Source organism: Flavobacterium amylolyticum (genome assembly GCF_048284335.1).
GTDB lineage: Bacteria > Bacteroidota > Bacteroidia > Flavobacteriales > Flavobacteriaceae > Flavobacterium.
The window spans coordinates 681,165-705,433 of the sequence record NZ_JBLVPG010000002.1; the positions used below are offsets into that span (position 1 = coordinate 681,165).

Annotated in this window: 22 protein-coding genes; 11 read left to right on the plus strand and 11 right to left on the minus strand. The window is 33.5% G+C overall.

Annotation, left to right across the window (positions count from 1 at the left end; genetic code table 11):
• Nucleotides 1-82: 82 nt before the first annotated feature.
• The 10 genes from ACNQF9_RS09110 to ACNQF9_RS09155 all read right to left on the minus strand — a co-directional run bounded on the left by ACNQF9_RS09110 (nucleotide 83) and on the right by ACNQF9_RS09155 (nucleotide 8,151).
• Nucleotides 83-508, minus strand: a complete 426-nt coding sequence (locus ACNQF9_RS09110; protein ID WP_417990098.1) for a DsrE family protein — start codon at nucleotides 506-508, stop codon at nucleotides 83-85.
• A gap of 16 nt (nucleotides 509-524) precedes the next feature.
• On the minus strand, nucleotides 525-1,511 hold the full coding sequence (locus tag ACNQF9_RS09115) for a c-type cytochrome (RefSeq protein ID WP_417990099.1): 987 nt from the start codon (nucleotides 1,509-1,511) through the stop codon (nucleotides 525-527).
• Nucleotides 1,512-1,604: 93 nt separating this feature from the next.
• Nucleotides 1,605-2,102 carry a DUF6691 family protein gene (locus ACNQF9_RS09120; RefSeq protein ID WP_417959828.1) on the minus strand — a complete coding sequence of 166 codons (498 nt, stop codon included), beginning with the start codon at nucleotides 2,100-2,102 and terminating at the stop codon, nucleotides 1,605-1,607.
• Nucleotides 2,103-2,112: 10 nt separating this feature from the next.
• A complete protein-coding gene (locus ACNQF9_RS09125; protein WP_417959827.1) occupies nucleotides 2,113-2,682 on the minus strand; it encodes a YeeE/YedE family protein in 570 nt (189 codons plus the stop codon).
• Nucleotides 2,683-2,778: 96 nt separating this feature from the next.
• The gene (locus ACNQF9_RS09130) at nucleotides 2,779-3,348 is read right to left on the minus strand and encodes a TlpA family protein disulfide reductase (RefSeq protein ID WP_417959826.1); all 570 of its coding nucleotides are present in this window, start codon (nucleotides 3,346-3,348) and stop codon (nucleotides 2,779-2,781) included.
• Between the two features lie 67 nt (nucleotides 3,349-3,415).
• Nucleotides 3,416-4,630 carry an MFS transporter gene (locus ACNQF9_RS09135; RefSeq protein ID WP_417959825.1) on the minus strand — a complete coding sequence of 405 codons (1,215 nt, stop codon included), beginning with the start codon at nucleotides 4,628-4,630 and terminating at the stop codon, nucleotides 3,416-3,418.
• A gap of 67 nt (nucleotides 4,631-4,697) precedes the next feature.
• Complete coding sequence (locus ACNQF9_RS09140; RefSeq protein WP_417959824.1) at nucleotides 4,698-5,078, minus strand: DUF202 domain-containing protein; 381 nt, start codon at nucleotides 5,076-5,078, stop codon at nucleotides 4,698-4,700.
• 204 nt (nucleotides 5,079-5,282) lie between these two features.
• On the minus strand, nucleotides 5,283-5,600 hold the full coding sequence (locus ACNQF9_RS09145) for a rhodanese-like domain-containing protein (protein WP_417990100.1): 318 nt from the start codon (nucleotides 5,598-5,600) through the stop codon (nucleotides 5,283-5,285).
• Nucleotides 5,601-5,611: 11 nt separating this feature from the next.
• Nucleotides 5,612-7,012, minus strand: coding sequence for an MBL fold metallo-hydrolase (locus ACNQF9_RS09150; RefSeq protein WP_417959822.1), 1,401 nt, complete (start codon nucleotides 7,010-7,012; stop codon nucleotides 5,612-5,614).
• A gap of 338 nt (nucleotides 7,013-7,350) precedes the next feature.
• Nucleotides 7,351-8,151, minus strand: coding sequence for a sulfite exporter TauE/SafE family protein (locus tag ACNQF9_RS09155; protein WP_417959820.1), 801 nt, complete (start codon nucleotides 8,149-8,151; stop codon nucleotides 7,351-7,353).
• Between the two features lie 624 nt (nucleotides 8,152-8,775).
• On the opposite strand from ACNQF9_RS09155, the gene ACNQF9_RS09160 reads away from it, so the two are divergent.
• From ACNQF9_RS09160 to ACNQF9_RS09195, 8 genes are all read left to right on the plus strand, one after another.
• Nucleotides 8,776-9,660, plus strand: coding sequence for an IS982 family transposase (locus ACNQF9_RS09160; protein ID WP_470303282.1), 885 nt, complete (start codon nucleotides 8,776-8,778; stop codon nucleotides 9,658-9,660).
• A 1,095-nt stretch (nucleotides 9,661-10,755) separates the two neighbouring features.
• Nucleotides 10,756-11,184: a hypothetical protein gene (locus ACNQF9_RS09165; RefSeq protein ID WP_417959818.1), complete on the plus strand. Its 429-nt coding sequence runs from the start codon at nucleotides 10,756-10,758 to the stop codon at nucleotides 11,182-11,184.
• A gap of 38 nt (nucleotides 11,185-11,222) precedes the next feature.
• Entirely contained in the window at nucleotides 11,223-11,438 is a 216-nt protein-coding gene (locus tag ACNQF9_RS09170; protein WP_417959817.1) for a hypothetical protein, read from the plus strand.
• Between the two features lie 71 nt (nucleotides 11,439-11,509).
• A complete protein-coding gene (locus tag ACNQF9_RS09175; protein WP_417959816.1) occupies nucleotides 11,510-12,193 on the plus strand; it encodes a HupE/UreJ family protein in 684 nt (227 codons plus the stop codon).
• A gap of 10 nt (nucleotides 12,194-12,203) precedes the next feature.
• On the plus strand, nucleotides 12,204-12,827 hold the full coding sequence (locus ACNQF9_RS09180) for a hypothetical protein (protein WP_417990101.1): 624 nt from the start codon (nucleotides 12,204-12,206) through the stop codon (nucleotides 12,825-12,827).
• Nucleotides 12,828-12,856: 29 nt separating this feature from the next.
• Entirely contained in the window at nucleotides 12,857-17,197 is a 4,341-nt protein-coding gene (locus ACNQF9_RS09185; protein ID WP_417959813.1) for a CusA/CzcA family heavy metal efflux RND transporter, read from the plus strand.
• Nucleotides 17,198-17,299: 102 nt separating this feature from the next.
• On the plus strand, nucleotides 17,300-19,144 hold the full coding sequence (locus ACNQF9_RS09190) for a heavy metal translocating P-type ATPase (RefSeq protein ID WP_417959812.1): 1,845 nt from the start codon (nucleotides 17,300-17,302) through the stop codon (nucleotides 19,142-19,144).
• Nucleotides 19,145-19,208: 64 nt separating this feature from the next.
• Nucleotides 19,209-20,378, plus strand: coding sequence for an efflux RND transporter periplasmic adaptor subunit (locus tag ACNQF9_RS09195; protein WP_417959811.1), 1,170 nt, complete (start codon nucleotides 19,209-19,211; stop codon nucleotides 20,376-20,378).
• 250 nt (nucleotides 20,379-20,628) lie between these two features.
• On the opposite strand, the gene ACNQF9_RS09200 is transcribed toward ACNQF9_RS09195, so the two are convergent.
• A complete protein-coding gene (locus ACNQF9_RS09200) occupies nucleotides 20,629-20,814 on the minus strand; it encodes a hypothetical protein (protein ID WP_417959810.1) in 186 nt (61 codons plus the stop codon).
• A 1,010-nt stretch (nucleotides 20,815-21,824) separates the two neighbouring features.
• Here ACNQF9_RS09200 and ACNQF9_RS09205 point away from each other — a divergent pair.
• The 3 genes from ACNQF9_RS09205 to hxlA all read left to right on the plus strand — a co-directional run bounded on the left by ACNQF9_RS09205 (nucleotide 21,825) and on the right by hxlA (nucleotide 24,240).
• Nucleotides 21,825-22,712 (plus strand): AraC family transcriptional regulator, encoded by an 888-nt coding sequence (locus ACNQF9_RS09205; RefSeq protein ID WP_417959809.1) that lies wholly within the window; start codon nucleotides 21,825-21,827, stop codon nucleotides 22,710-22,712.
• 273 nt (nucleotides 22,713-22,985) lie between these two features.
• Nucleotides 22,986-23,552 (plus strand): 6-phospho-3-hexuloisomerase, encoded by a 567-nt coding sequence (hxlB, locus tag ACNQF9_RS09210; RefSeq protein WP_417959808.1) that lies wholly within the window; start codon nucleotides 22,986-22,988, stop codon nucleotides 23,550-23,552.
• A gap of 46 nt (nucleotides 23,553-23,598) precedes the next feature.
• Nucleotides 23,599-24,240 (plus strand): 3-hexulose-6-phosphate synthase, encoded by a 642-nt coding sequence (gene hxlA / locus ACNQF9_RS09215; RefSeq protein ID WP_132002728.1) that lies wholly within the window; start codon nucleotides 23,599-23,601, stop codon nucleotides 24,238-24,240.
• The last annotated feature ends 29 nt before the right edge of the window (nucleotides 24,241-24,269 follow it).

Here is a 24,269-nt window from a genome sequence, read left to right on the forward strand (position 1 = left end):
GGTTTTTAGAAGATTTTTACAGGAAAAACTACAGCCAAATTTATAGTGTAGCAGGGTACAAAACATATTTTACATTTTTACTTTAGAATCCGCCCTTAATGTACGTCCAGCCTTGTTCTTGTTTTTCTACAATTTCTGCTATTCCTACTGGTACATATTCTACTTCTGAAATCAATTGTTCTTTAGTTACTTTTTGACTTTTTAAGGTGTTTTCGCATACTAAAAAACGAACACCTTTAGCCCGAAGTACTTTTATAGCTTGTATTTGCTTTGATTTCCCTGACATTACAAATGGTAAACCCATGCTGTGAATCACCACCTCGTATTTTGACTTTGGCCAATGCGTTGTTAGGTTTGTCAGCTGGTTTATTATTGCTTTTTGTTGTAAAGTATCAGCAGCATTGGTAAACTGAAAAACGATTTTGTGTTTATTCGGCTTTTTTTGTGCCATCGAAACAATGGAAATCATACTTAATACAAGAACAAATAAAATGGTTAGGTTTTTCATAATTGGGTTTTTAAGATTATTTTTTTTCGTTTTTCTTTTTTTCGGCTTTTATTGGTTTGAAAGGTCCAAATTTATGTTGTGTTTCCGTAAATGAATCTGAAAATGGACCAAAAGGATGATCCACCGGTTTTTTGGAAATATCGGGCCAGTCTTGACTTAAATCTTTCGACGGTCTTTCCAGATTTTCTACATAGGCAGCAATATCCCAAGATTCTTCATCGGATAATTGAGGGTTTTCATAGGAGGCGCCCAATGGCATATTGTATTTTATGTACCCCGAAAAACGACTGATTCTAAACAATCCTGCACCACTATTATACGAATTTTTACCCCAAAGTGGTGGATACGTATATTCTTTTTTATCCGCTGCCAAAATCCCCTCACCATTCTTTTGGTGGCAGCTGGCACATTTGGCATCATATAGTGCTTTTCCTTTTACAGGATCAGCGGCGCGATCTAAATACTCCAAATCATAGATTCCAGACGCATTTGCTTCTATTCCTTTAGGAACTTTACTGCCAATATATTCCATGTACGCTATCATGGCCTTCATTTCCTTATTATCTTCTTTTAGCGGTTGACCGTTTAAGCTTCTTTCCATACAGTCGTTCACTCTTTTGTATAGATTTTCCACCTGGCCGCTTCTCGCTCTCATTTTTGGATACATCGAATATACGGAACCATAATTGTTTCCCCAAGGTTTTGTTCCGGCGTCCAGATGGCAATTGGAGCAATTCATCCCATTAGTGATCTGTTTCACACTACCATTTGGACCCAAGTATTTAGCCGTATGCGCAATTAGATCTTTTCCATATTCGACTTCTTGTTTTAAAGTTGAATCTTTAATCAGAGCGATATCAGCCGGTTTCCAGAATTTTGCCGTTTCATTTTGCAAAATCACTTTTTTCTCAGCATCTACAAAAAGTGAATCAATTTGCGTATCATTTTTTTGAAACCAGGCAGTGATTGATGTATTAAAAAACAAAACAACGAACAAAGCCATTATTAGGAAGATAATGGTTGTAAACAGATAAATTAGCCTTTTTATGAGCGATTTAAATTGGACTGTATTTTGTTTTTCTGGATTCATAGGGTATTAATGAGGCAGTTTATCTCTAAAATAACCATATACCCAAGTTCCCACTATTGCAAAAAACAGAGTTACAATCATTACTGTTGCACCCGTTCCAATTTGTGCAAATAATGGTCCAGGACAAGCACCTGTTACTGCCCAACCCAATCCAAAGATAAATCCTCCGTAGATTTGACCTTTGTTGAACGTTTTGTCATGGAACTCGATTTTTTCTCCATAAATGGTTTTAATATTGAATTTTTTAATTAGGAAAACGGATATTATACCCACCACAACGGCGCTTCCTATTACACCATACATGTGAAAAGATTGGAAACGGAACATTTCCTGAATGCGATACCAACTGATAATTTCTGCTTTAATGAAAACAATACCAAACAAAATACCAATGATTAAATATTTTAAATTGTGGTACCACTTATGTTCTAATTGACTCTCATTAATACAAGAAGTATCTAAAGAACGCGTTTCGAAATCTGTATTTTGATCTTTAATATTCATAATTCGTAATTTAAAGTGAAAGAATAAATGGTAAAATAACATTTGCCATAATCAATCCTCCAATGAAGAAACAACATGTTGCTATAAGCGATGGCATTTGCAAATTAGATAAACCGGAAATAGAGTGACCGCTGGTGCAACCTCCCGCATAACGAGAACCAAAACCAATAAAAAAGCCACCAATAACCATCATAAAAAAGCCTTTGAGTGTAAATAAACTTTCCCACGAGAATAATTGTTCTGGTAACATTCCATAAATTTCAGTTATGCCGTAGCCTGCCAATTCGGTTTTTAGATTTCCATCAATATTAATTGGATTTGGATTTGACAAAAAGCTGTACGCGATAACACCACCCAATATAATACCGAAAACGAAAAACATGTTCCAGATTTCTTTTTTCCAATCGTATTTGAAAAATTTTATGTTTGCCGGTAAGCACATGGCGCAAGTGTGACGTAATGAGGCGCTAATTCCAAATGATTTGTTTCCAATGATTAACAAAGCCGGAACTGTAAGTCCAACTAATGGGCCTGCAATATACCAAGGCCAAGGCTCTCTGATTAATTCTAAAAATTTCATATTTATTTTTTTATTATAACAAAGGTTATATTTATAAATGAGTAGTTGTGTTACTTTTGTCACACAAGAAAAAAAATGTGAAAAATGACAGTAATTTTATTTTTTTAATAACTCGTTTAGCATTTCTCGAAACGAATTACTATTCCAATTTGCTGTTCCAATTTTGGCTACGATTACATTTCCTGATTGATTAATAAGATAGGTTGCCGGAATTGTTGCCGATTGCATTTCTAATGGAGGATTGGTTACCGATTGATACACAGGAAGCGTCAGATTTTCTTTAATCATAAAAGCATTTGCTTTTTCGAAGGAATCCGTTGTCACAAACAAAAAGACTATTTTGTCTTGATAATCAACATATAATTTTTGAATGCTTGGCATTTCAGCAATACAAGGTGGACACCAAGTAGCCCAGAAATTAATGAATATTATTTTTCCTTTGTATGCGTCCAATGACACCGTCTTTCCGGTGGCGTCTTTTAATTGCCATTGATAAGTTGACAATTCTTTTTGATCCATAACGGAAATTGTTTTAGGTGAAAAGGCAATTAATCGATTCAGTTGTACTTTTACAAAAGTGCCCAACGGACTGAACAGAAGCAGTGCTATTAATACGATAAAAACAATATTTTGAACAGTCGATTTTTTTGATTTTTTTGGCTCCATTTTTTTAAATTATTATTATTATTTTCTAAAAAGAAACGATTTTAGATTAAAATTAGCGGGTTGTTTTTTATAAAGAGTCTTTCGGCATTCGGATTTCAATAATCAGTGATGATGCAATGGTGATAACTCCTATCAATATAATGGCATAATTTACACCGAATAAATCAGCTGTTATTCCTGAAATAATCGCGCCTATCGCATATCCTAAATCCCTCCAAAGCCTGAATGTACCAATACTTTCTGCTCTCTGATGCGGATTTGTCGCCTGTGCAATGGCGGATAAAAAAGTAGGATAAACTAACGCCGTTCCGAAACCCAAAAATGCTGAAATGGCGGCCAACTGATAGAATGCTACAGCAAAAGGAATAAAAAGTATCGCAATTCCCTGAAGTAACATTCCCCAAAACAACATCTTTTTTTTCGAATACACATCAGATATTTTTCCGGTTACCAATTGTCCAAAACCCCAAACAGTAGGATAAATAGCGGTTATAATTCCAATATTCTGTGAATCATAATTCAAAGAAAGCAACACAATAGGTAAAAGTCCCCAAATCATGCCATCATTCAGGTTATTGATTAATCCTGCTTGTGTAATGGCGCTTAATGTTTTGTTTTTGAAAGTGGTTTCGAGAAAAATATTATCTAATTTTTCAGTTTTATTCGTTGTGTTTTCTTGGTGAACAAATACTCGGGTGTCTTTCACAAAAAACAAAGTCAATAAAAAACCAATTATCGAAATCCCAATTCCCAAGTAAAAAGGGTAGGGCGTAATGCCATATTTTTGTGCAATGTAGCCTGACAGAAAAGCAACTAATCCAACGGCAAAATAACCGGCAAACTCGTTGAGTCCCATCGCAAGTCCACGATCTTTTTCTCCAACTAAATCAATTTTCATCACCACTGTACTGCTCCAGGTAAGTCCTTGACTAATTCCCAATAAAATATTGGCAAAAATCACCCAGTTCCAAGATTCTGCATAAATTAAAATAAAAGGAATGGGAATGGCCAGAATCCAACCGAATAAAAGCAAATTTTTTCTCCCGAAACGGTTCGCCAGTTTGCCTGTAAAATAATTGGTAATGGCTTTTGTAATTCCAAAAGCAACGATGAAAGAGAGAATAGCCGTTTTTGAAGCAATGCCAAATTCAATCTCAGCAAATTTTGGAATAATGGTTCGTTCCATTCCTATCATTCCGCCGACAAAGGCATTGACAATAACCAAAATAGTAAACTGTTTCCAATTTTCTTTCAGTCCAAGTTTGGTTGTATTTGTTTTCAATTGAGGTAATTTATTAATTTAAAATCTTCGTTTGAAAAAGAAGTTAGGAACAAAAAAGTGTAAGTTCTTATAATTTGTAATATTCTAATTGGTAGTCACCTATGTGTTTTTTATTTTCTGCTATGGATTTTTTGTGTTTAAAATAGTTCACGATTCCAAAAACAAAAATGATAAATGAAGTGACAAAAAGTGCGATTTCAATCAGTAAACTATTTTCAATTTTGAGCAGATTTCTCAAACTCAAACCTGCAATCAAAAAATACATTGACGTTCTCAAAAAGGCAAGAAATGTGGATTGATTGGCCAAAGTTGTTCGTTGCAACGCTAATTTTTCTCTTAAAATTAAGTCTTTGTTTGCTGGTTTTTTCTCTTCCATAGCATTGTATGTGTGTAATTGTTTGTAAAAAGTAGTAAAGTCATTTTTGTTTTTTAAAAAGTTAAAAAGCATTAATTTTTTATAAAAAGACTATCAAAATTACACTTTATTTAAGTCAATTTGAAAATTCAAATGCTGTAACGATTTTTAGTGAATCCGTTAGCAATCCAATCGCATTAATTTCCCTTAAATCTCTGCTGCTGCATAAATAAGAATGCAGCTTAAAACAAAAAATCTCTTATTTTAAACTGCACACTATTTTAAAACTATCGCTGCTTATTTACTTATAACTTCGTTTACATCTTGCCAAGTACCGCCATTTGTAACGTTTTTGAAACCATTTTGCTCCAAAATCATTTTGGCTTGACCGCTTCGATTACCGCTTCGGCAGAAAACAATAATATGATCTTTTTCTTTGAATTTTTCTAATTGGCTTGCCACTTGATCCAAAGGAATATTTGTTGAACCTTTTACGTGACCTTCTGCGAATTCTGACGGTGTGCGAACATCCACTAGGAAAGCACCTTCATTTATTATTTTTTCCATTTGTGTAGTGTCTTTTTTTGAAAATATATTTTTAAAAATTCCGAACATAATTGAGGTTTTTAGTATTTAATAGGATTATTTTGGCTCATCCACTCATTCATTCCCGGAGAATAGTTGAGCACATTTTTATAACCATTTCGCGCTAATAATGAATAGGCAATTGCTGCCCTGTCACCGCCTTGGCAATGAATTAATACTTTTTTATCTTTACTTATTTTGTCCAGATTATTTACTAAAGTACCTACAAATACATTGTCAGCTCCTTTGATATGACCTGCATTGTATTCCGCAACACCACGAAGGTCCACAACTTGAACATCTTTTTCTTGTTGTAAGGCTTTAAATTCTTCTATTGTAATTTGATTTACTTTCTCCAAAGAACCGCCATTTTCTTCCCATATTTTCGTAGAAGAAATGTACCCGTGAATATTGTCTAATCCAATTCGCATTAGTTTTCTGGTCAAATCATCTAATTGTGATTCATCGGCAAGCAGCATAAAAGGTTCCTCATACGTAAGAAACCATCCTGCCCAAGTGGCAAATGAATTATTACCCTGAATGTTGATACTTCCCGGAATAAATCCTTTAGAAAATTTCGTTTTATCTCTTGCATCAATCAATTTGATTCCTTTTTCTAAAACTGCTGTTAATTCGCTATAATTCAGTTGTTTTAATTTTGGAACAGTTGTAAGAAGCGGACGATCAACTTTATTTAGTTTTTTCATCATCGCAAAATATTTTGGCGGTTCCGGTTGGTCTTCCAATAAATATTTTACAAATCCAGTTTCATCATTTTTATGCTGAAAAGCCCAGTTTCTTATTTTTTCATATCCTACAGTGGTGCTTGGAACGGCTCCTAATGCTTTTCCACAAGCGGAACCTGCTCCATGACCTGGCCATACTTGAATATAATCAGGTAATGCATCAAATTTATTAATGGATTGATACATTTGTTTGGCACCAATGTCTTGTGTTCCTTTCATTCCTGCTGCTTTTTCAAGCAAATCTGGTCTTCCTATGTCTCCAACAAATACAAAGTCACCGGTAAATAACATTACGGGTTCATCGCTTGCGGGAGTATCTATTAACAGAAAACTGATGCTTTCCGGAGTATGTCCTGGCGTGTGAACTACTTCGATTTTTAAGTTTCCTACTTTTAGAACATCACCATCTCTCAAGTCAACATGAGGGAATTCATATTTCCAATCGGGCCCGCCTTCCGCTGAAAGGTACATTCCTGCTCCCGTCAAAGCGGCTAATTCTCTGGAACCTGCAAGGAAATCAGCATGAATGTGTGTTTCTAAAATATGAGTAATTTTCATATTGTTCTGCTTGGCAATTTCAAGGTAGGTGTCAACATCCCTTTTAGGATCGATAACTGCGGCTACACCTGCTTTTTGACAACCAATAAAATAACTTGCCTGAGCAAGACTCTTGTCATAAATGTGTTGAAAATACATATCGTTTTTTTTTTAGTTTCTAATTTATTGGACAAAATTAGGTCATGATTTTATTAAAATTGGTGACTAATGTTACATAGCGGTTGACAACTATAATTGTACGATTTTACCAATATGAGCATCGTGGCAAATGGATACAATTTTTGTCTGCTTTTCTTGTACAATATGATTTTGTTCGATTAAATTTCTATTAATAAGTAATTGTGCAGTGACAGAAATTCCCGGATTCCTCCATCTTTAATAATTAATATTTGATAATGATTAGCCATTTTTTTTGGATTTGTTTTAAAAACAAGAAAATAATTTTATTTTAATTTGCTTCTGTATCACTTTGACTTTTATTGTTTTAGAAATAACTCCTTAGTAATAATATAAATTCCCATCACCAAAACGAACCATCCAAATGCAGGTTTTAATTTAGTACCATCTATTTTTTTAGACATTGCCGTTCCAATAAAAATTCCAGCAATTGCAAAACCTGAAATTGTAAATAGAAATTGCCAGTCAATAAGACTTTTTCCACCTTCGCCAAAAAAACCTATTAATGATTTTGCAGCAATGATTACTAATGAAGTCCCAACCGCTTCTTTCATAGGAAGTTTACTCAAAATAACCAAAGCCGGTATAATTAAAAATCCACCACCAGCTCCTATAAATCCGGTAATTATTCCTACAATTACTCCTTCTATAAGTATAAGTGGATAATTGAATTTTTGTTCGTGTGGTTCTTCAGAAGCGAGTTTTTTATCTTTTTTAATCATGCTATAAGAAGCAATAATCATTATAACAGCGAAAAACAGCATTAAAAAAAGGTCTTTAGTCAAAATAAAATTTCCCACAGAAAACAGCTCTTTAGGAATTGCAGGAACTATTATTGCTCTTGTTGTAAAAACGGCGATAATTGATGGGATACCAAAAACAATTGCTGTTTTTATGTTAACCAAACCTTTTTTGAAATAGCCAACAGTTCCTACTGCACTGGTTAAACCAACAATAAACAACGAATAAGCTGTTGCTAATACTGGTTCAACTGCAAATAAATAAACTAAAACGGGCACAGTAAGTATTGAGCCACCTCCCCCGATTAGTCCTAAAGCTACGCCAATAAGAATCGACGAAAAATAACCTATAAAGTCCATAAATATAAATTTTATACTGCAAATATTGCTAGTTAAAATTTTACAGTTTGTAACATTTATCACATAGAAAGATTAAATCTAAAAGTTTAGTATTATTCCGATGCATTTTTATGACTCAAAGCTGTTCTACTTTTTTTGAGTAAATTAGAAATAGCTTCTCTATACGTAAACAGTCAAGACTTACTGAAGCATACGTAAATATGTATTAAGTACAAATTCATACCCACTGTGATATTGCAACATCCACTAATTGCAGTGGTAGCATAATTAACTCAACTTATACAGCTACTTTTGCCATAATTTGGCTTTTTTAATTTTTGGTTGCACAAATTATAGCAGCAGCAGAGGTTTTACCAGGATGTAAATAATACATAAAAATTCACTACATTCTTCATCTTTTCCATAGATTTTTATTTTACCGCTCAAAAACTAATACCGTGATTTTAATTTACTGATTCGACAGGATGGAATATCTGAAGCAGCAAAAAACTATTTGTATGTCATTTGTATTATTATTATTATTATTACCCGTTGGGTGTAATTATTTAAAGCAAAATAAATTGATTAGATATTGGTCAAGATACTGAAATTCAGCATATTGAAGTCGCCAAACAACCAATATCTATGTCAAATATAGTAAAAAAAAATTTTAGAGTTTTAGAAGTTATAAGTTCTTTGAATTGTGAAATAGAATATAAATGGGATGTTGGTAGAAAACAAAAAATGTCTGATTTAGAAGTAGTTGCATTGAGTTTGACAGCTGAATTTATGTCAATTGATAGTGAGAATTCTTTATTTAAAGAGATTGATAAGCAACAAATTCCTAATTTAATCGAGCGAAGTCAATTCAATAAAAGAAGACGAAAATTGTTTTTATTTTCAGAAGAAGTAAGAACAAAATTAGCCTCACGGTTTTTAGAATTTGAAGATTATTATATAGTCGATAGTATGCCGTTGGAGATTTGTAAATTTGCTCGTCATAGGAGAATTAAAATCTGTAAAAATGAGTTCGAAACAGCTCCTTCAAAAGGGTTTTGTGCTTCTCAAAACAGCTGGTTTTACGGATATAAATTACATGGAGTTTGCTCCATTAATGGGATTTTTCATTCCTTTGATATTACAAAAGCAGAGGTTCATGATGTTCATTTTTTAAAAAATATAAAACAACAAATGTCTGATTGCGTGTTGCTTGGAGATAGAGGTTATTTATCTCAAAGCATTCAATTAGATTTATTTCAAACAGTAAACATCAAATTAGAAACGCCAAAAAGGAAAAATCAAAAAGATTATAAACCACAGCCTTATATTTTTCGAAAGTCAAGGAAAAGAATCGAAACATTATTTTCGCAATTATGTGACCAGTTCAGAATTAGAAATAATTATGCTAAAACTTTTGAAGGTTTTAAAACAAGAATTTTAGCAAAAATAACAGCATTAACATTGGTTCAATATATCAATAAATTTATCTTTGATAGACCAATAAATAATATCAAAAATCAAATCATTTAATTAAACCCAACGGGTTATTATTATTATTATTCGTTAAAAGAGTATGTGGGACGGATGGAAATTTTTTTCTCGACTCTCAAAAAAAAATAAAAAGACTGCAAACCCAAAGCTTACATTTTCAAAAAATTAAGGGATAAAATCGAAATATTGTTTTCGCATTTATGTGACCGCTTCATAATTTAGAACAATTATTCAAAATAGATGCATATCCAAAAGATCAAACAGTAGCTACTGCCAAGAGTCACTTTTCAAAAAAAGATAAAAGACAGTTATTGAATAACAGAAACAACATCAAACAAAAATTTAAAAGGATGATATCATATGAGATCTAATAATCAATAAAATTTATACTTCTTAGTCAAAGTTCCTTTCAATGTTTTAGTAAATTAAGATTTACTTACTATTTATTTTTTAATTTATTGGTAATCAATAAAATTTATTACTTTTACAATCTTGAAAAAAATAATTACCATATCATTCCTTTTTGTTTTTTTGTGTGCTAACACAGAGATAGGACAGCTATTGAAATTACCCAACTTAATACAACATTTTTCAAATCACCAAGAGGATACTAGTGGTCAGTATATTTCATTACTTGATTTCTTAGTAATTCATTACAATGATAGTGAACATCATTCTAATCAGGGAAAAGACAATCACCAAAGTTTGCCTTTTAAAACTATTAACCCATCTGTTAATACTGTACTTACTTTTGAAAACATAACCCAGTTTTCATTTCGTAAACCAAATACTATTTCTGTAAATAGTACTGTATCTTTTAGTCAGGATTTTTACATCTCCAGCGTTTTTGCCTCTATCTGGCTTCCCCCTAAGTTGAGTTAATTAATTTTATTTTTAATCGTAATTAGTTATATCTTAAATATTTCTGATTGCTATTTTAAAATATACTTTGCTATTTACTTATAGCGAACGATACCTTGTATCAATTCCATTACCATTCATCACTAACTAGACGTTTAAGAGTTTTAGGTTACTCCATAACTAAAATCTTTTTAGACTTCACAAAACTCTCATAGCGTTTTTAGTGTCGATCTGTAATGCAATCAATCTTTTTTAACTCTAAAAACATCCATAATGAAAACAATTAAATCAATCGCAATAGGCATATTCTTGCTAGTGGCAGGAACAACAATTTCTAATGCACAAGTAAACGAAAATCATTCCAAAACGCCACACGGTGGAATAATACAAAATTCAGGCGACTACAAAATTGAAATGGTCGAAAGAGAAAACAATATTAGTTTTTACGTACTGAATGCGAAAGGAAAAACGGTTTCAAATAAAAAAATTACCGGATTGGCTGTTTTTGAATTTTTTAATAAAACAAAAGTAACGAATCCAGTTTCTTTGGACACCAACAATGCTTTATTTGTACAAGTTCCTAAAGCAAGTATATATGCTTATTGTACCATCACATTACTTGTCAATGGAAAAACAATCTCTTCTAAATTTAAAAATAGCCAAGTTTCTGAACAAGATCTTAATCATGGACACCAACATTAATTTTATTATTCTTTATAAACCCAATTAAAATTACAATTATGAAAAATTTTTTAATCGTAGCGACTATCGCAATCGGAATGTTAACTTCTTGCAACAACAAAGCAAATAACGAAACTGAAAACACTGAATTTCAATCTACTGAAACAGTAGAACAAGTTCAAGTGGTCCCAGATTCTACTGATCAAGTAAGTACGGACAGTATTAATCATGTGGAGCAAGATAAAGTTGACGCGGCTCATGGACACACTCATTAGTATATTTTAACAGGCTGCTTCTCTTGCGAAAATTTCAGAAGAGAAGTAGTTTTAAAAAAAATAATAAAATTATGAATTCAAAAAAAATAATATTTCTTGTTTTACTTTTTTTTGTCGGCATCACAGGCGTTTTTGCTCATGGTGTAGATGAAAATACGCAAACTTTTTTGTCAGGAAATGATGGTGTTGCTTTTGGCCCATTTCTCTATATTGGTGCAAAACACATGCTTACGGGTTACGATCATCTGCTTTTTTTAGTTGGCGTTATCTTTTTCCTTTATCGTCCGAAAGAAGTGCTACTTTATGTAAGTTTCTTTACAATTGGTCATAGTGCAACATTATTGTTTGGTGTTATGAGTAATATATCAATTAATTCGTATTTAATTGATGCCATTATCGCACTGTCTATAGTGTATAAAGGTTTTGATAATTTAGGTGGTTTCAAGAGATTTTTCGGAACGCAACCAAATACAAAAGCAGCTGTTTTGATTTTCGGATTATTTCATGGTTTCGGGCTTGCCAGCAAATTGCAAGATTTCAAATTTGAAAAAGAAGGATTGTTTACCAATTTGCTTGGATTCAATATTGGTGTCGAAATAGGTCAGTTCATAGCATTGACTTTTGTGCTAATCTTGATTACTTTATGGCGCAGACATTCCAGCTTTATGAAATTTTCAACAATAACAAATACGCTGCTTATGGCTGCTGGATTTGTATTAATAGGATATCAGTTAACGGGTTATTTTACATCTTAAAAATTAAAAAATGTCAGAAATAAATCATCAAATAGTAAATAAAAAACAAATTATCAAAGCAGTTATCTTCGCGTTACTACTTTCTGTACTAATTTTAGTAAGCGCAGTTTTACCTGCAGAATATGGAATAGATCCAATAGGAACAGGCAAACTGTTCGGGTTCAATAAGCTTTATGTAACAGCGGATGCTGCTGATGGCTTAGCAACAATAACAGGAAAAACATTCCCATTAATAAAAATGGAAAAAGCAGGTTCTGGACCTGAAGTAAAAAGACCAATCGAAGCAAATAATCCTGCACCTGAAAAACAATATGCAGAAAGAGAAGATACTGTTGAAGTAATCGTGCCGGCAGGAAAAGGAATTGAATATAAAATTTATATGCTGAAATATGGCAAAATGAAATACGAATGGACGACTAATAAAGGAATCGTTTATTTTGATTTTCACGGGGAAGTAAAACAAGCTAAAGAAATTAATGACGTTTATTTTGAAAGTTACACGCTTGCCTATTCCAATAATATGGTTGGGACTTTTTATGCTCCGTATGAAGGAAAACACGGTTGGTTTTTCAGAAATAATGAAAAGACAGCCATTACAGTTACAATAAAATTAAAAGGTCAGTATTCAATATAAGTAGTGAACATTCCTTAATATAACAAATTATGCTAAATAAAATTATTGAGTTTTCAATCAAAAACAAACTCATTATTGGTCTTTTCATTGTGGCTCTCATCGGATATGGGAGTTATCAATTTACCAAATTACCAATTGATGCCGTTCCTGATATTACAGATAATCAAGTCCAGGTAATTACCTCTGCACCATCACTGGGTGCGACCGATATTGAAAGACTGATTACTTTTCCGATTGAACAAGCCAACAGTAATATTCCTGGACTGAAAGAAATCCGTAGTTTTTCTCGTTTTGGTTTATCAGTGGTTACCATTGTTTTTAATGATGCAACTGATGTGTACTGGGCAAGACAACAAGTAACCGAACGATTAAGTGCTGTTAAAGACCAAATTCCCACCGGTATTGGAGATCCAGTTCTTGCACCGGTGACAACAGGACTAGGCGAGATTTATCAATATGCGGTACGAACCAAACCCGGTTATGAAAAAAAATACGATATAACTGAGTTAAGAACCATTCAAGATTGGATTGTTCGCCGGCAGTTATTGAGCGTTGAAGGTGTGGCGGAAGTGAGCAGCTTTGGTGGAAAATTGAAACAATTTGAAATAGCCGTTGACCCAAATAAATTGCAATCCTATAATATCACGATTACAGATGTTTTTACTGCTTTAGAAAAAAACAATCAAAATACAGGCGGTGCTTATATCGAAAAAGGCCCTAAAGTTTTATACATCCGCAGTGAGGGATTAATTAATACTATAGAGAATATTAAAGATATTGCTATTAAAAACACTAATAGCGGTAGTTCTTTGTTTATTCGTGATGTAGCTGAAGTTCGCATTGGTAGTGCTATCCGTTACGGAGCAATGACATTTCACAAAAAAGATGTTCAATCCGGTGAAGTTTCAGGTGCAGTAGTAATGATGTTAAAAGGAGCCAACAGTAATGTGGTTATTAAAAACATTAAGGATCGTATTGCACAAATTGAAAAAACATTACCCGAAGGCGTTATACTGGAACCTTTTCTAGACCGCACCAAAATGGTGAATAATTCTATTTCAACGGTCGAAAAAAATTTATTAGAAGGTGCATTAATCGTTCTCTTTGTTCTTATTTTCTTTTTAGGAAACATACGAGCAGGATTAATTGTGGCGTCAGTTATCCCTTTGGCAATGTTGATAGCAGTCATATTGATGAACATATTTGGGGTGAGCGGTAATTTAATGAGTTTAGGAGCATTAGATTTTGGATTGATTGTGGATGGTGCTGTTATTATTGTTGAAGCGTGTTTGTTTAGTTTGCACAGCAGGAAAACTGCTCAAATTTCACAACAAGAAATGGACAACACCGTACTAAAAACGGCAATAAAAATGCGTAATGTTTCCGTTTTTGGGGAATTGATTATATTGATCGTGTACATTCCCATTTTTACGTTGCGCGGTATTGAAGGGAAAATGTTTTTACCAATGGCACAAACCATTGCATTTGCTCTGTTTGGTGCTTTTATATTGTCGTTGACTTATGTTCCGATGATGACCGCTTTATTTTTAAATAAAAAAATATCGCATAAAAAAACTTTTTCAGATAGAATGATGGAGAAATTAGAAAATTTCTATCAACCCCTTTTGAACAAAGCATTGGGAATTCCAAGAACAATTATTGCTGTAACATTAGGATTGTTTGTTTTAGCACTGATTACACTTTCGTTTATGGGTGGCGAATTTATGCCCTCATTAGAAGAAGGAGATTTTGCAGTAGAAACTAGGGTTTTGCCGGGAAGTAATTTGCAAACTTCAATGACAGCTATTTCACAAGGTGCAAAAATACTAATAGAAAAATTTCCCGAAGTGGAGAAAATTGTAGGCAAAACAGGAAGTAGCGAAGTGCCTACCGATCCAATGCCAATTGATGCAAGCGATATGATGATCATTTTAAAGAACAAAAGCGATTGGACTTCTGCCACAACTTTTGACGAATTATCAGAAAAAATGGCAAAGGAATTGGAAGCTGTTCCTGGGGTTTCCTTTGGTTTTCAATATCCGGTACAAATGCGTTTTAATGAATTGATGACTGGTGCCAGGCAGGACGTAGTCTGTAAAATATTTGGAGAAAACTTAGACACATTGGCGTTATACGCCAATAAGTTAGGTAAAATTGTAAGTACCGTAGAAGGAACTTCCGATCTTTATGTAGAAACCGTTACCGGAATGCCTCAAGTAGTAATTGATTATAATAGAGCTTCCATTGCACAATACGGATTGAACATTCAGGATATCAATCGAATTGTAAACACCGCATTTGCAGGACAAAGCACAGGAGTTGTTTACGAAGGTGAAAAACGATTTGATTTAGTAGTTCGCTTAGAAGGCGAAAAACGGCAGGATTTGGCAGATGTTCAAAATTTATTAATTCCAACCTCCACTGGTTTGCAAATTCCTTTATCTCAATTAGCAAAAGTTGAAATTACCGAAGGTCCAAATCAGATACAAAGAGAAGACGCCAAACGAAGAATTGTAGTTGGTTTTAATGTTCGAGGCCGGGATGTACAAAGTATTGTAAAAGAACTGCAAGGTAAAGTCGAAGCTCAAATAAAATTCCCCGCTGGCTACTACCCTACTTATGGCGGTGCTTTTGAAAACTTAAACGAAGCCAAAAATCGTTTGATGATTGCGGTTCCAGTTTCATTACTATTAATATTTATTTTGCTCTATTTTGCATTCAATTCCGTAAAACAAGGGCTATTGATTTATTCCGCAATTCCACTTTCGGCCATAGGAGGTATTTTCTTTTTAGCGTTGCGGGGAATGCCCTTTAGCATCAGTGCAGGAGTTGGTTTTATAGCCTTATTTGGTGTAGCAGTTCTGAATGGCTTGGTGTTAATTGCAGAATTCAACAGCATTCGAAAATCGGGGGAAACCGATTTAAAAGCGATTGTTTTACAAGGAACTAAAATACGTTTACGTCCTGTTTTAATGACTGCATTTGTGGCATCATTAGGTTTTTTACCCATGGCATTAAGCAACGGTTCAGGAGCAGAAGTTCAAAAACCATTGGCAACTGTGGTAATTGGTGGTCTGTTGATTGCTACATTCTTAACCTTATTTGTTTTACCAATTTTATATATCATGTTTGAAAAAGGAATTAATTTAAAACCAAAAAAGATAAAATCAATTACAACAATCCTGCTATTGGGACTATTTTTTTCTTTTCAAAGTGCAGCTGCGCAAGAAAAAATTTCAATGGAGAAAGCGATTGAAACAGCTCTTTCAAACAATCTCAAAATTAAAAACGAAAAACTAAATTCAGAGTACTTGCAACAAATGACTAAAACAGGCTATGATATTTCCAACACGGGAATTATTGGTGAATACGGTCAGTTTAACAGCACTGTAAATGATGTGAAAATTGGTATTTCGCAAAGCATAAAATTTCCAACCGTTTACAAAAGGCAGAAACAGCTTTTAATAGAAGAAGCCAAAAAAGGGCAATGGAACGAAGCTTTGCAAAGAAAGGAATTGACCAGACAGGTAACAATCGTATTTTACGAAATGATGTATCTAAAAGAAAAGGAAAAGCTGTTGCTAAAAAGCGATAGTATATATTCTGAATTTTTACGAAAATCAACGCTTCGTTTTGATAAAGGCGAAAGCAATATATTAGAAAAAGCAACCGCTGAAAACCAATTCGGACAAATAAAAATTCAACTTCTAGAATTACAAAGTGATTACAAAATAATACATTCACAATTCAAGTATTTACTCAATGCTGATAAAGACTTTACCCCAGTTTCAGATAAATTAAAAATGGATTTTATCGAAAATTTAGATACAAATGCGATTGGAAATCAACCCCGTATAAAATTATTTGAGCAACAAGTAAATAGCAGCAAAGCGGAAATTGCTCTTGAAAAATCTAAAAAATTGCCGGAATTAATCGGTGGTGTTTATTACCAGACTTTCAGAACAAATGCGGAAATTCAAGACAGTAATAATGGTGTTTACGGACAATTAGGAGTGGCACTTCCAATATTCAATACAGCATTAAATAACAGGAAAAAGGCTTTAGAGATAAATACGCAAATAGCTAAAAATAATTTAAATAATGAAAAATTAAAACTGGAAAGTAAGAATCAGGAACTAGTCCAGGAATATAAAAAACATAAAGAAACTATTTCCTATTACGAGAGTCAAGCCTTGAAAAATGTTGATTTGGTAACCAAAGCTGCTAATGATAAATTTATTAATGGTGACATTAATTATCTAGAATGGGTAATGCTTATTAATCAAGGTACCGAAATTCAAAGCAAATACATCGAAGCAGTTAGAAAATTAAATACTGCTGTTATTGAAATCAATGCTTTAACTAATTAAAATAGTTTAATTATGAAATGAGCATGACCGTAATTGGGGTCGCAAGCACCAATGATGATATGCGAATTACATATGACCGATAAAAACAATAAATATCAACATATGAATTATACACAAACCTTTTTTTCGCGACAGTTCCTTTGGGAAATTGTTCGGATCATCACAGTGGGAATAGCCTGTTTATTATTTTATTTTGATGTTATTCCACTACCTATTTTGATAATCGCAATGGCTTTTGGTCTTTATTCATTGATAAAAACGGCGGTACTGGATATCATAAAAGAAAGAAAAATAGGTACTGAATTATTTATAACCATAGCGGTCGTTATTTCGGTTCTTGGCAAGGAATATTTGGCAGGTGCTGTCGTACTTATGATCATTCTCATTGCGGAATATATCGCAAGTGCAAGTACCGAAAAAGCCAGGTCATCTATAAAAGAATTGATAGGTTCTGTCCCAAAAACTGCGATAGTAAAAAAAGATAATCAGGAATCCACAGTACAAATAACCGATTTAAAAATTGGTGATATTGTTCTGGTAAAAGCTGGAGAAAAAATCTCTGTTGATGGTAAAGTGATTGGCGGATCAGGTTCTGTGAACCAAGCACCCATAACCGGCGAAAGCGTACCTCAGGAAAAAACAACGGGCAGTGAAGCATTTGCCGGAACCATACTGGAATTAGGTGCGCTCGATATCGAAATGACAAAAGCAGGATTAGACACCGTTTTTTCGCGAATCATTTCATTGGTGGAAGAGGCAGAAAGCCAGCAAGCACCTATTGAAAAATTCACCGATAAAGTGGCTTCGTGGCTTATTCCTGTGGTATTTATTTTTGTAGGTACTGTTTACTTTTTTACCCGTGATGTCAAACTGGTGATTGCATTGCTGATTTTTACTTCCCCTGCCGAATTAGGTTTGGCAACGCCACTTGTCACCATTGCGGCAATTGCCCGCGCTGCGAGAGAAGGTATTTTGATAAAAGGAGGTTTATTTTTAGAAGAGCTTGCTAAAGTAACTACCATTGTTTTTGATAAGACAGGAACATTAACCGTTGGAAGTCCTATTGTGAATGCCGTTGAAATAATAGATCCTGCTTATAGTGAAAACCAGTTGGTTCAATTTGCTGCATCTGTCGATCGCCGTTCCAGCCATCCATTAGCAAAAGCAATCTTAAGCTATGCCGATCAATTAAAACTTACCTATGGCGAACCTGAAAATTTCGAGGTGGTAAAAGGACGAGGTGTTTCGGCAAAAATAGATGGCAAATCAGTTTTATTAGGGAACAAGCTCTTTATGGAAGAAAATAGAGTACCAGTATCAAAATACTCAGAAAATAGTACCGACACTGCTATTTATCTTTCAGTTGATACTAAATTGGCAGGTATCTTTTATATATCCGATGCGATACGTGAAGGTGCAAAAGAAATGATTGAAGGTTTGAGAAAAAGCGGCATTCAAAACATAATTATGCTTACCGGTGATAATCCTGAAACGGCCAAGCATGTTGCCAATCAGATCGGAATTACCGATTTCAGAGCCAATTTATTGCCCGAAGACAAAATTAATATCATCAAAGAATTGCAAAAAGACGGTTCTAAAATTGCAATGGTGGGCGACGGCATCAATGATGCCCCTGCTTTAGTCCAGGCAAATATAGGCATCGCAATGGGCGCGATGGGAACCGAAGCAGCAATGGAAGCAGCCGATATCGTTCTGATGCAGGATAACTTGGGGAAAATCGCCATGGCTCGTGCTATTAGTAAAAGAGCCTATCGAACCATTCGTGAAAATATTTTTGTAGGGGTTGGTGTCGTTCATGTAATTGGAATTACCCTTGTCTTGCTTAAAATAATTGGACCTATTGAAGCCGCAGCTATTCATTTGCTTCCGGACACTTTAGTCTTTATTAATTCCATAAAACTCCTTCGCGTCAAGATTGATGCCTAACCGATTAGCAATGGCAATGAAATTTTAAATTACAAACACTATCTTACTATTCAAAATAAATAAAATGAAATCAAAAATTCACAAATACCAAAATAAAAATACAATCATGAGTAAAAATACAATCCTTACCCTACTGGCATTAGTATTGCTTTCTTCCTGTGGAGATAAGAAAACGGAAAGCGAAACCGAAGCTAGTCCAACTATTGAAAACACGACAACTCTTACCGATGCACAAATAAAAAATGCAGGTATTGAAACTGGGAAAATCGAGCAAAAACAAATTTCATCTACCTTAAAATTAACTGGTAAAATAGATGTGCCGCCTCAAAATTTAGTGTCCATTAGTGTGCCGATGGGTGGTTATTTAAAATACACCAAGTTGTTAGAAGGAATGTATGTCACCAAAGGTCAGGTTTTGTGCGTTGTAGAAGACCAACAATACATTCAACTGCAGGAAGATTACCTTTTGGCGAAAGCAAAAATAGGCTACGCAAAAGCCGAATTTGAAAGACAAAAAGAACTCAACCGAAGCAAAGCCAGTAGTGATAAAGTGTATCAACAAGCACAATCAGAATACAACTCACTATCGGTAATGGTGCAATCCTATAGCGAGAAATTAAAATTCGCAGGGATAAATCCGAAAAATGTTTCAACAAAGAACATTTCAAAAAGTATTAATATATATTCGCCAATAAGTGGTTATGTAGCTAAGGTAAACGTGAATATTGGCAAGTATGTAAACCCGAGCGATATTTTATTCGAGATTGTAAATCCATCTGATATTCATTTGGCATTAACCGTATTTGAAAAAGACATCAATAAATTGGCTATTGGTCAATCAGTTATATCTTATACAAATACCAATCCTGAAAAAAAATATCTTGGCACAATTATTTTAATCGGTAAAGATTTTTCCAAAAACCGAAGCACTGAAATACATTGCCATTTTACAAATTACGACAAAGCACTTTTACCAGGAATGTATATGAATGCCGAAATAGAATTAAAAAGTCAGCAATCAAATGTATTGCCATCTGATGCTATAGTGAATTATGAAAACAAGAATTATATTTTTGTTGCCAAACCAAACAAACAATTTGAAATGAAAGAAATTAGAATTGGAACAGCTGAAAATGGGTTTACTGAAATTCTTTCAGACGATTTAAAAGATAAAAAAATTGTTATAATAGGAGCTTATGCACTTTTAATGAAAATGAAAAATGTAGAAGAATAACAAAAAACAGGGTACATTAAAAAAATGGAAAATAAAAAATCACATTGGGAAAATGTTTTTGCCACAAAAGCACCAAATGAAATAAGTTGGACACAGGACTATCCTACCACTTCTATGAATTATTTAAAAATTTAAACCTATCAAAAACTGCCAATATTATTGATGTTTTGGTTAGCGCTTTTTCTCCTACAATGTCTTGTATGATAATGAAAATTGCTTTTTGTAACGTCTTTGTATCACAATATAAATTTTAACTTTTTAAAAAAACTAGAACGTCGAACTTATGTGATATTTCATGATACGCAAGCGGTAAAAAAGTGAGTTCACTCACTTTTAACGTCATTTCGTGTAAGATGTAAGGATCGTCAAGACCCTTAACCATTTCATCAATTCTTTCCAATGGTTGGATGAACGCGGTGAATTTCCAGGTTTTCAATTGCGGCGCATTGTCTACTAAATTTAATACCTGGTTAAAATATTCCGGGTTGCCGTTGGCAGTCAGTACTAGTTCGGTTTTTGTTTAAAAATTTATATTGAATTTGACATTGCTAATTTCTTTAAATCATCTAAAAAATGGTTTTAAAAATCACCTAAAATAGTTACATTACTGCGCAATTTGATTATATAGTTTTCTTGTTTTTAAATTTATCTCTTAAAGTGTTATGCTGTGAAAAGAGTTCGACAGTTAAATTCTCACGCCTCCTTTAGCTATAACTTTTTACCTTAAAAAAACTTAGATTTATTAAAGAACATTAAAAACACTTAGTTAAATATTTTAAACTTAAAAAATAATTATTAAATTAATTAAATAATTAAAAATCAATATATTACATCATAATTTCAAGCTGTCAAAAAAAGTTAAGATCGATATAAGGTGTTCGATTGTAGTCCCACCAACTCCACGAAATAGCCTGTAATCAATAAACATACAGGCTATTTTTATTTTAATTCAATGGTTTTACTTAATATTTAAGTCTTAATTATTCTTTCTTTTTAGAATTATCTTATTATATAAAAAAGTTGTATCTGCTCAATTCAACTCAGTAGGGTAATAACAAAAAAATCCCTGAAGACAAAAACCAATAGTAGCCCAGTTGCACTTGAATAGCTTGCTGAGTTTAACCATTTTTCATTAAAAAGGTAAAATAAAAATTCTTACTACTGATTCAATAACTGTATTGAATCTAATTTAAGCCTAATTTTAAGCTAAATCATTCTCACAAATTGAGAAAAGCGTATATTTGTCATCCATCTTTTATAAATAAATTTTCTTCTACTGCGTTTTTTTATACTATACATTGATTACAAATCTATTAACATATTATAACTAGAAAAACACTTGTATCCAATAAGCTAATTAAATTTAATAAATTATGATTACAAGCATTATCTTTTGCTTCAAGTAGGTAATTGGAGCGCGCGGTGCAGTTAAATAGAAAATATCACATGGACTTAAAAAGGTTTGAGATTAAGAAAAATATTCAAAAAACGGATGATAAAAATTTGTCTTTCCGCGTTTTTGACCTCGGGACGGAAAGTATTCAAGATTATTTGAAACCACATAAAAAAGATCATTTTTGTATTATTTTAGTGGAGTCTGGAACTATTAAAATACATATCGAAGACAAAATATATTTATTAAATTCAGGAAAAATAGCCGTTATATTTCCGGATCAAATTCATTTTTTGTTAAATCAGAGTACAGATCTGACTGGTAAAATTATATTATTTGAAGAAGTATTGTTTTGTTCGGATATATTAAAGAATGAGCTAAGTGCTTATAATGTTAACCTATCGGCACACCTGAATTGTACCGCACTTTCTAACCTTGAATTTGAACAGGTGCTTCCAATTATAAATAACATACAAGATATTTACAACACTCCCAGCCTTGTTAAAAAGGAACAAGCTCGTTTTTATATTAAGATTTTTCTTTTAGGACTTATAGAATCCATACATGGTCAACATCCAGTCCTACATCCTGATGCGCAAGGACCAGACCAGCAAACTTATATTGACTTTAAAAAACTTTTGAACCATCACTATAAAAGTGAGCGTACTGTACAATACTATGCCTCAAAACTGGCTATCAGTACTAAAAAGCTCAATGCGCTAAATAAAAAATATTCAGGCGAAACGGCTATAAATGCTATCCACAACCGAATCCTTACAGAAATTAAACGACAATTACTGTTTAGTGATCTCTCACACAAACAAATCGCATTTGACCTTGGGTTCAGTTCCCCATCTGCACTTAATAAATTTGTAAAAGCTAAACTAAAGGAAACCCCAACAGATCTACAAAACGAACTGGCACAAATTTATACCGCATAGTCTTGTTTATATAACATCATACCCTCACTGCTACAATATCTTTGTATCAGCAATTAATACTATTAAAATAAAGACCCAATGCTGTTGCTAAAACGCAATTTCAGCTTTATTAATTAGTTTAATGCTGTTTAGGAGGAAATAAAAGGGTATTATAATTTTAATTACCCAATACCCAGAAACCAACATTCTAGAACAGCATGCACAATTACCCAATCGTATTAGTATGAATGGGAATGGTTAAAGGAACGCATGACTTTACTTAAATAAACAAAAATGAACACGGATACTTTTACAAACAATAATCTGCTTGCTATTTTAGAGGAAAACAGACAATTAGCAAATCAGATAAATCCACAACAGATAAAGGTTTTGATTCACGAAATTAAAGCAGCCAAACGAATTTTTGTTATGGCAGCTGGCAGGAGCGGACTTGCATTAAAAATGGCGGCCATGCGTTTTATGCATTTAGGGTATACTGTATTTATTGTAGGAGAAACCAATACACCTGCTATTCTAAAAGGAGATTTACTACTTCTGGCATCGGGCTCAGGAACTACATCGTCAGTGCTATCATCTGCAGAGAAAGCGAAGAGTCAACAAGCAACAATTATTGCTATTACTGCCGATGCAAAAAGCAAATTAGCCGTATTGGCAGACACTATTATATTGGTTAACGCTGCTACAAAAACTGACTTCGGTGTTTCTGTCTCTAAGCAATATGCGGGTAGCCTTTTTGAACAGTTTACCTTATTTGTCCTAGAAAGTGTTTTTATGACCTTATGGCAAGAATCTGGTTTGACCAAAGAAGATTTATGGCCCAAACACGCCAACCTGGAATAACGATTTTTTATATTATTTATTATTAATTTTTTTTATACATTTAGACATGACAAAATTACAAGTCGCAATTGATTTACTTACTACAGAAGCAGCATTAGAATTGGCACACAAAGTAGCTCCGTACGTGGACATTATAGAATTAGGCACACCGCTAATTAAATCAGAAGGCCTTAAAGTTGTAACAGCAATGAAAGCCGCTTTCCCTGACAAATTAATTTTTGCAGACATGAAAATTGCCGATACTGGTTTCCTAGAAGCAGAAATCGCATTTTTAGCAGGTGCAGATTTAGTTACAGTTATGGGTGCTGTTGATAATGCTACGATAAAAGGAGCGGTAGAAGCTGCAAAAAAACACGGTAAAAAGGTAGTAGTTGATACTATTGGAGTTAAAAATAGAGTAGAAAGAGCGCAAGAGGTTACTGCTTTTGGAGTTGCTTTTGTAGAGTTACATGCTGGTCTTGACGAACAAACATTAGCCGGATACTCAGTACAAACACTTATTAGCGAAGGAAAACTAGCAAAAGTTCCGTTTTCTGTTGCAGGTGGTGTAAACATCGATACAATTAAAGATGTTGTAGCTGCAGGTGCAGATGTAGCTGTTGCAGGTGGTGCCATATATGGTGCTGAAGATCCCGCTGCTGCTGCTAAAGCATTAAAAGAAGCTATAAACAGTGTAACTGTAGCGTAATTATTGGATTAAGGCTGGAATTTACAAAT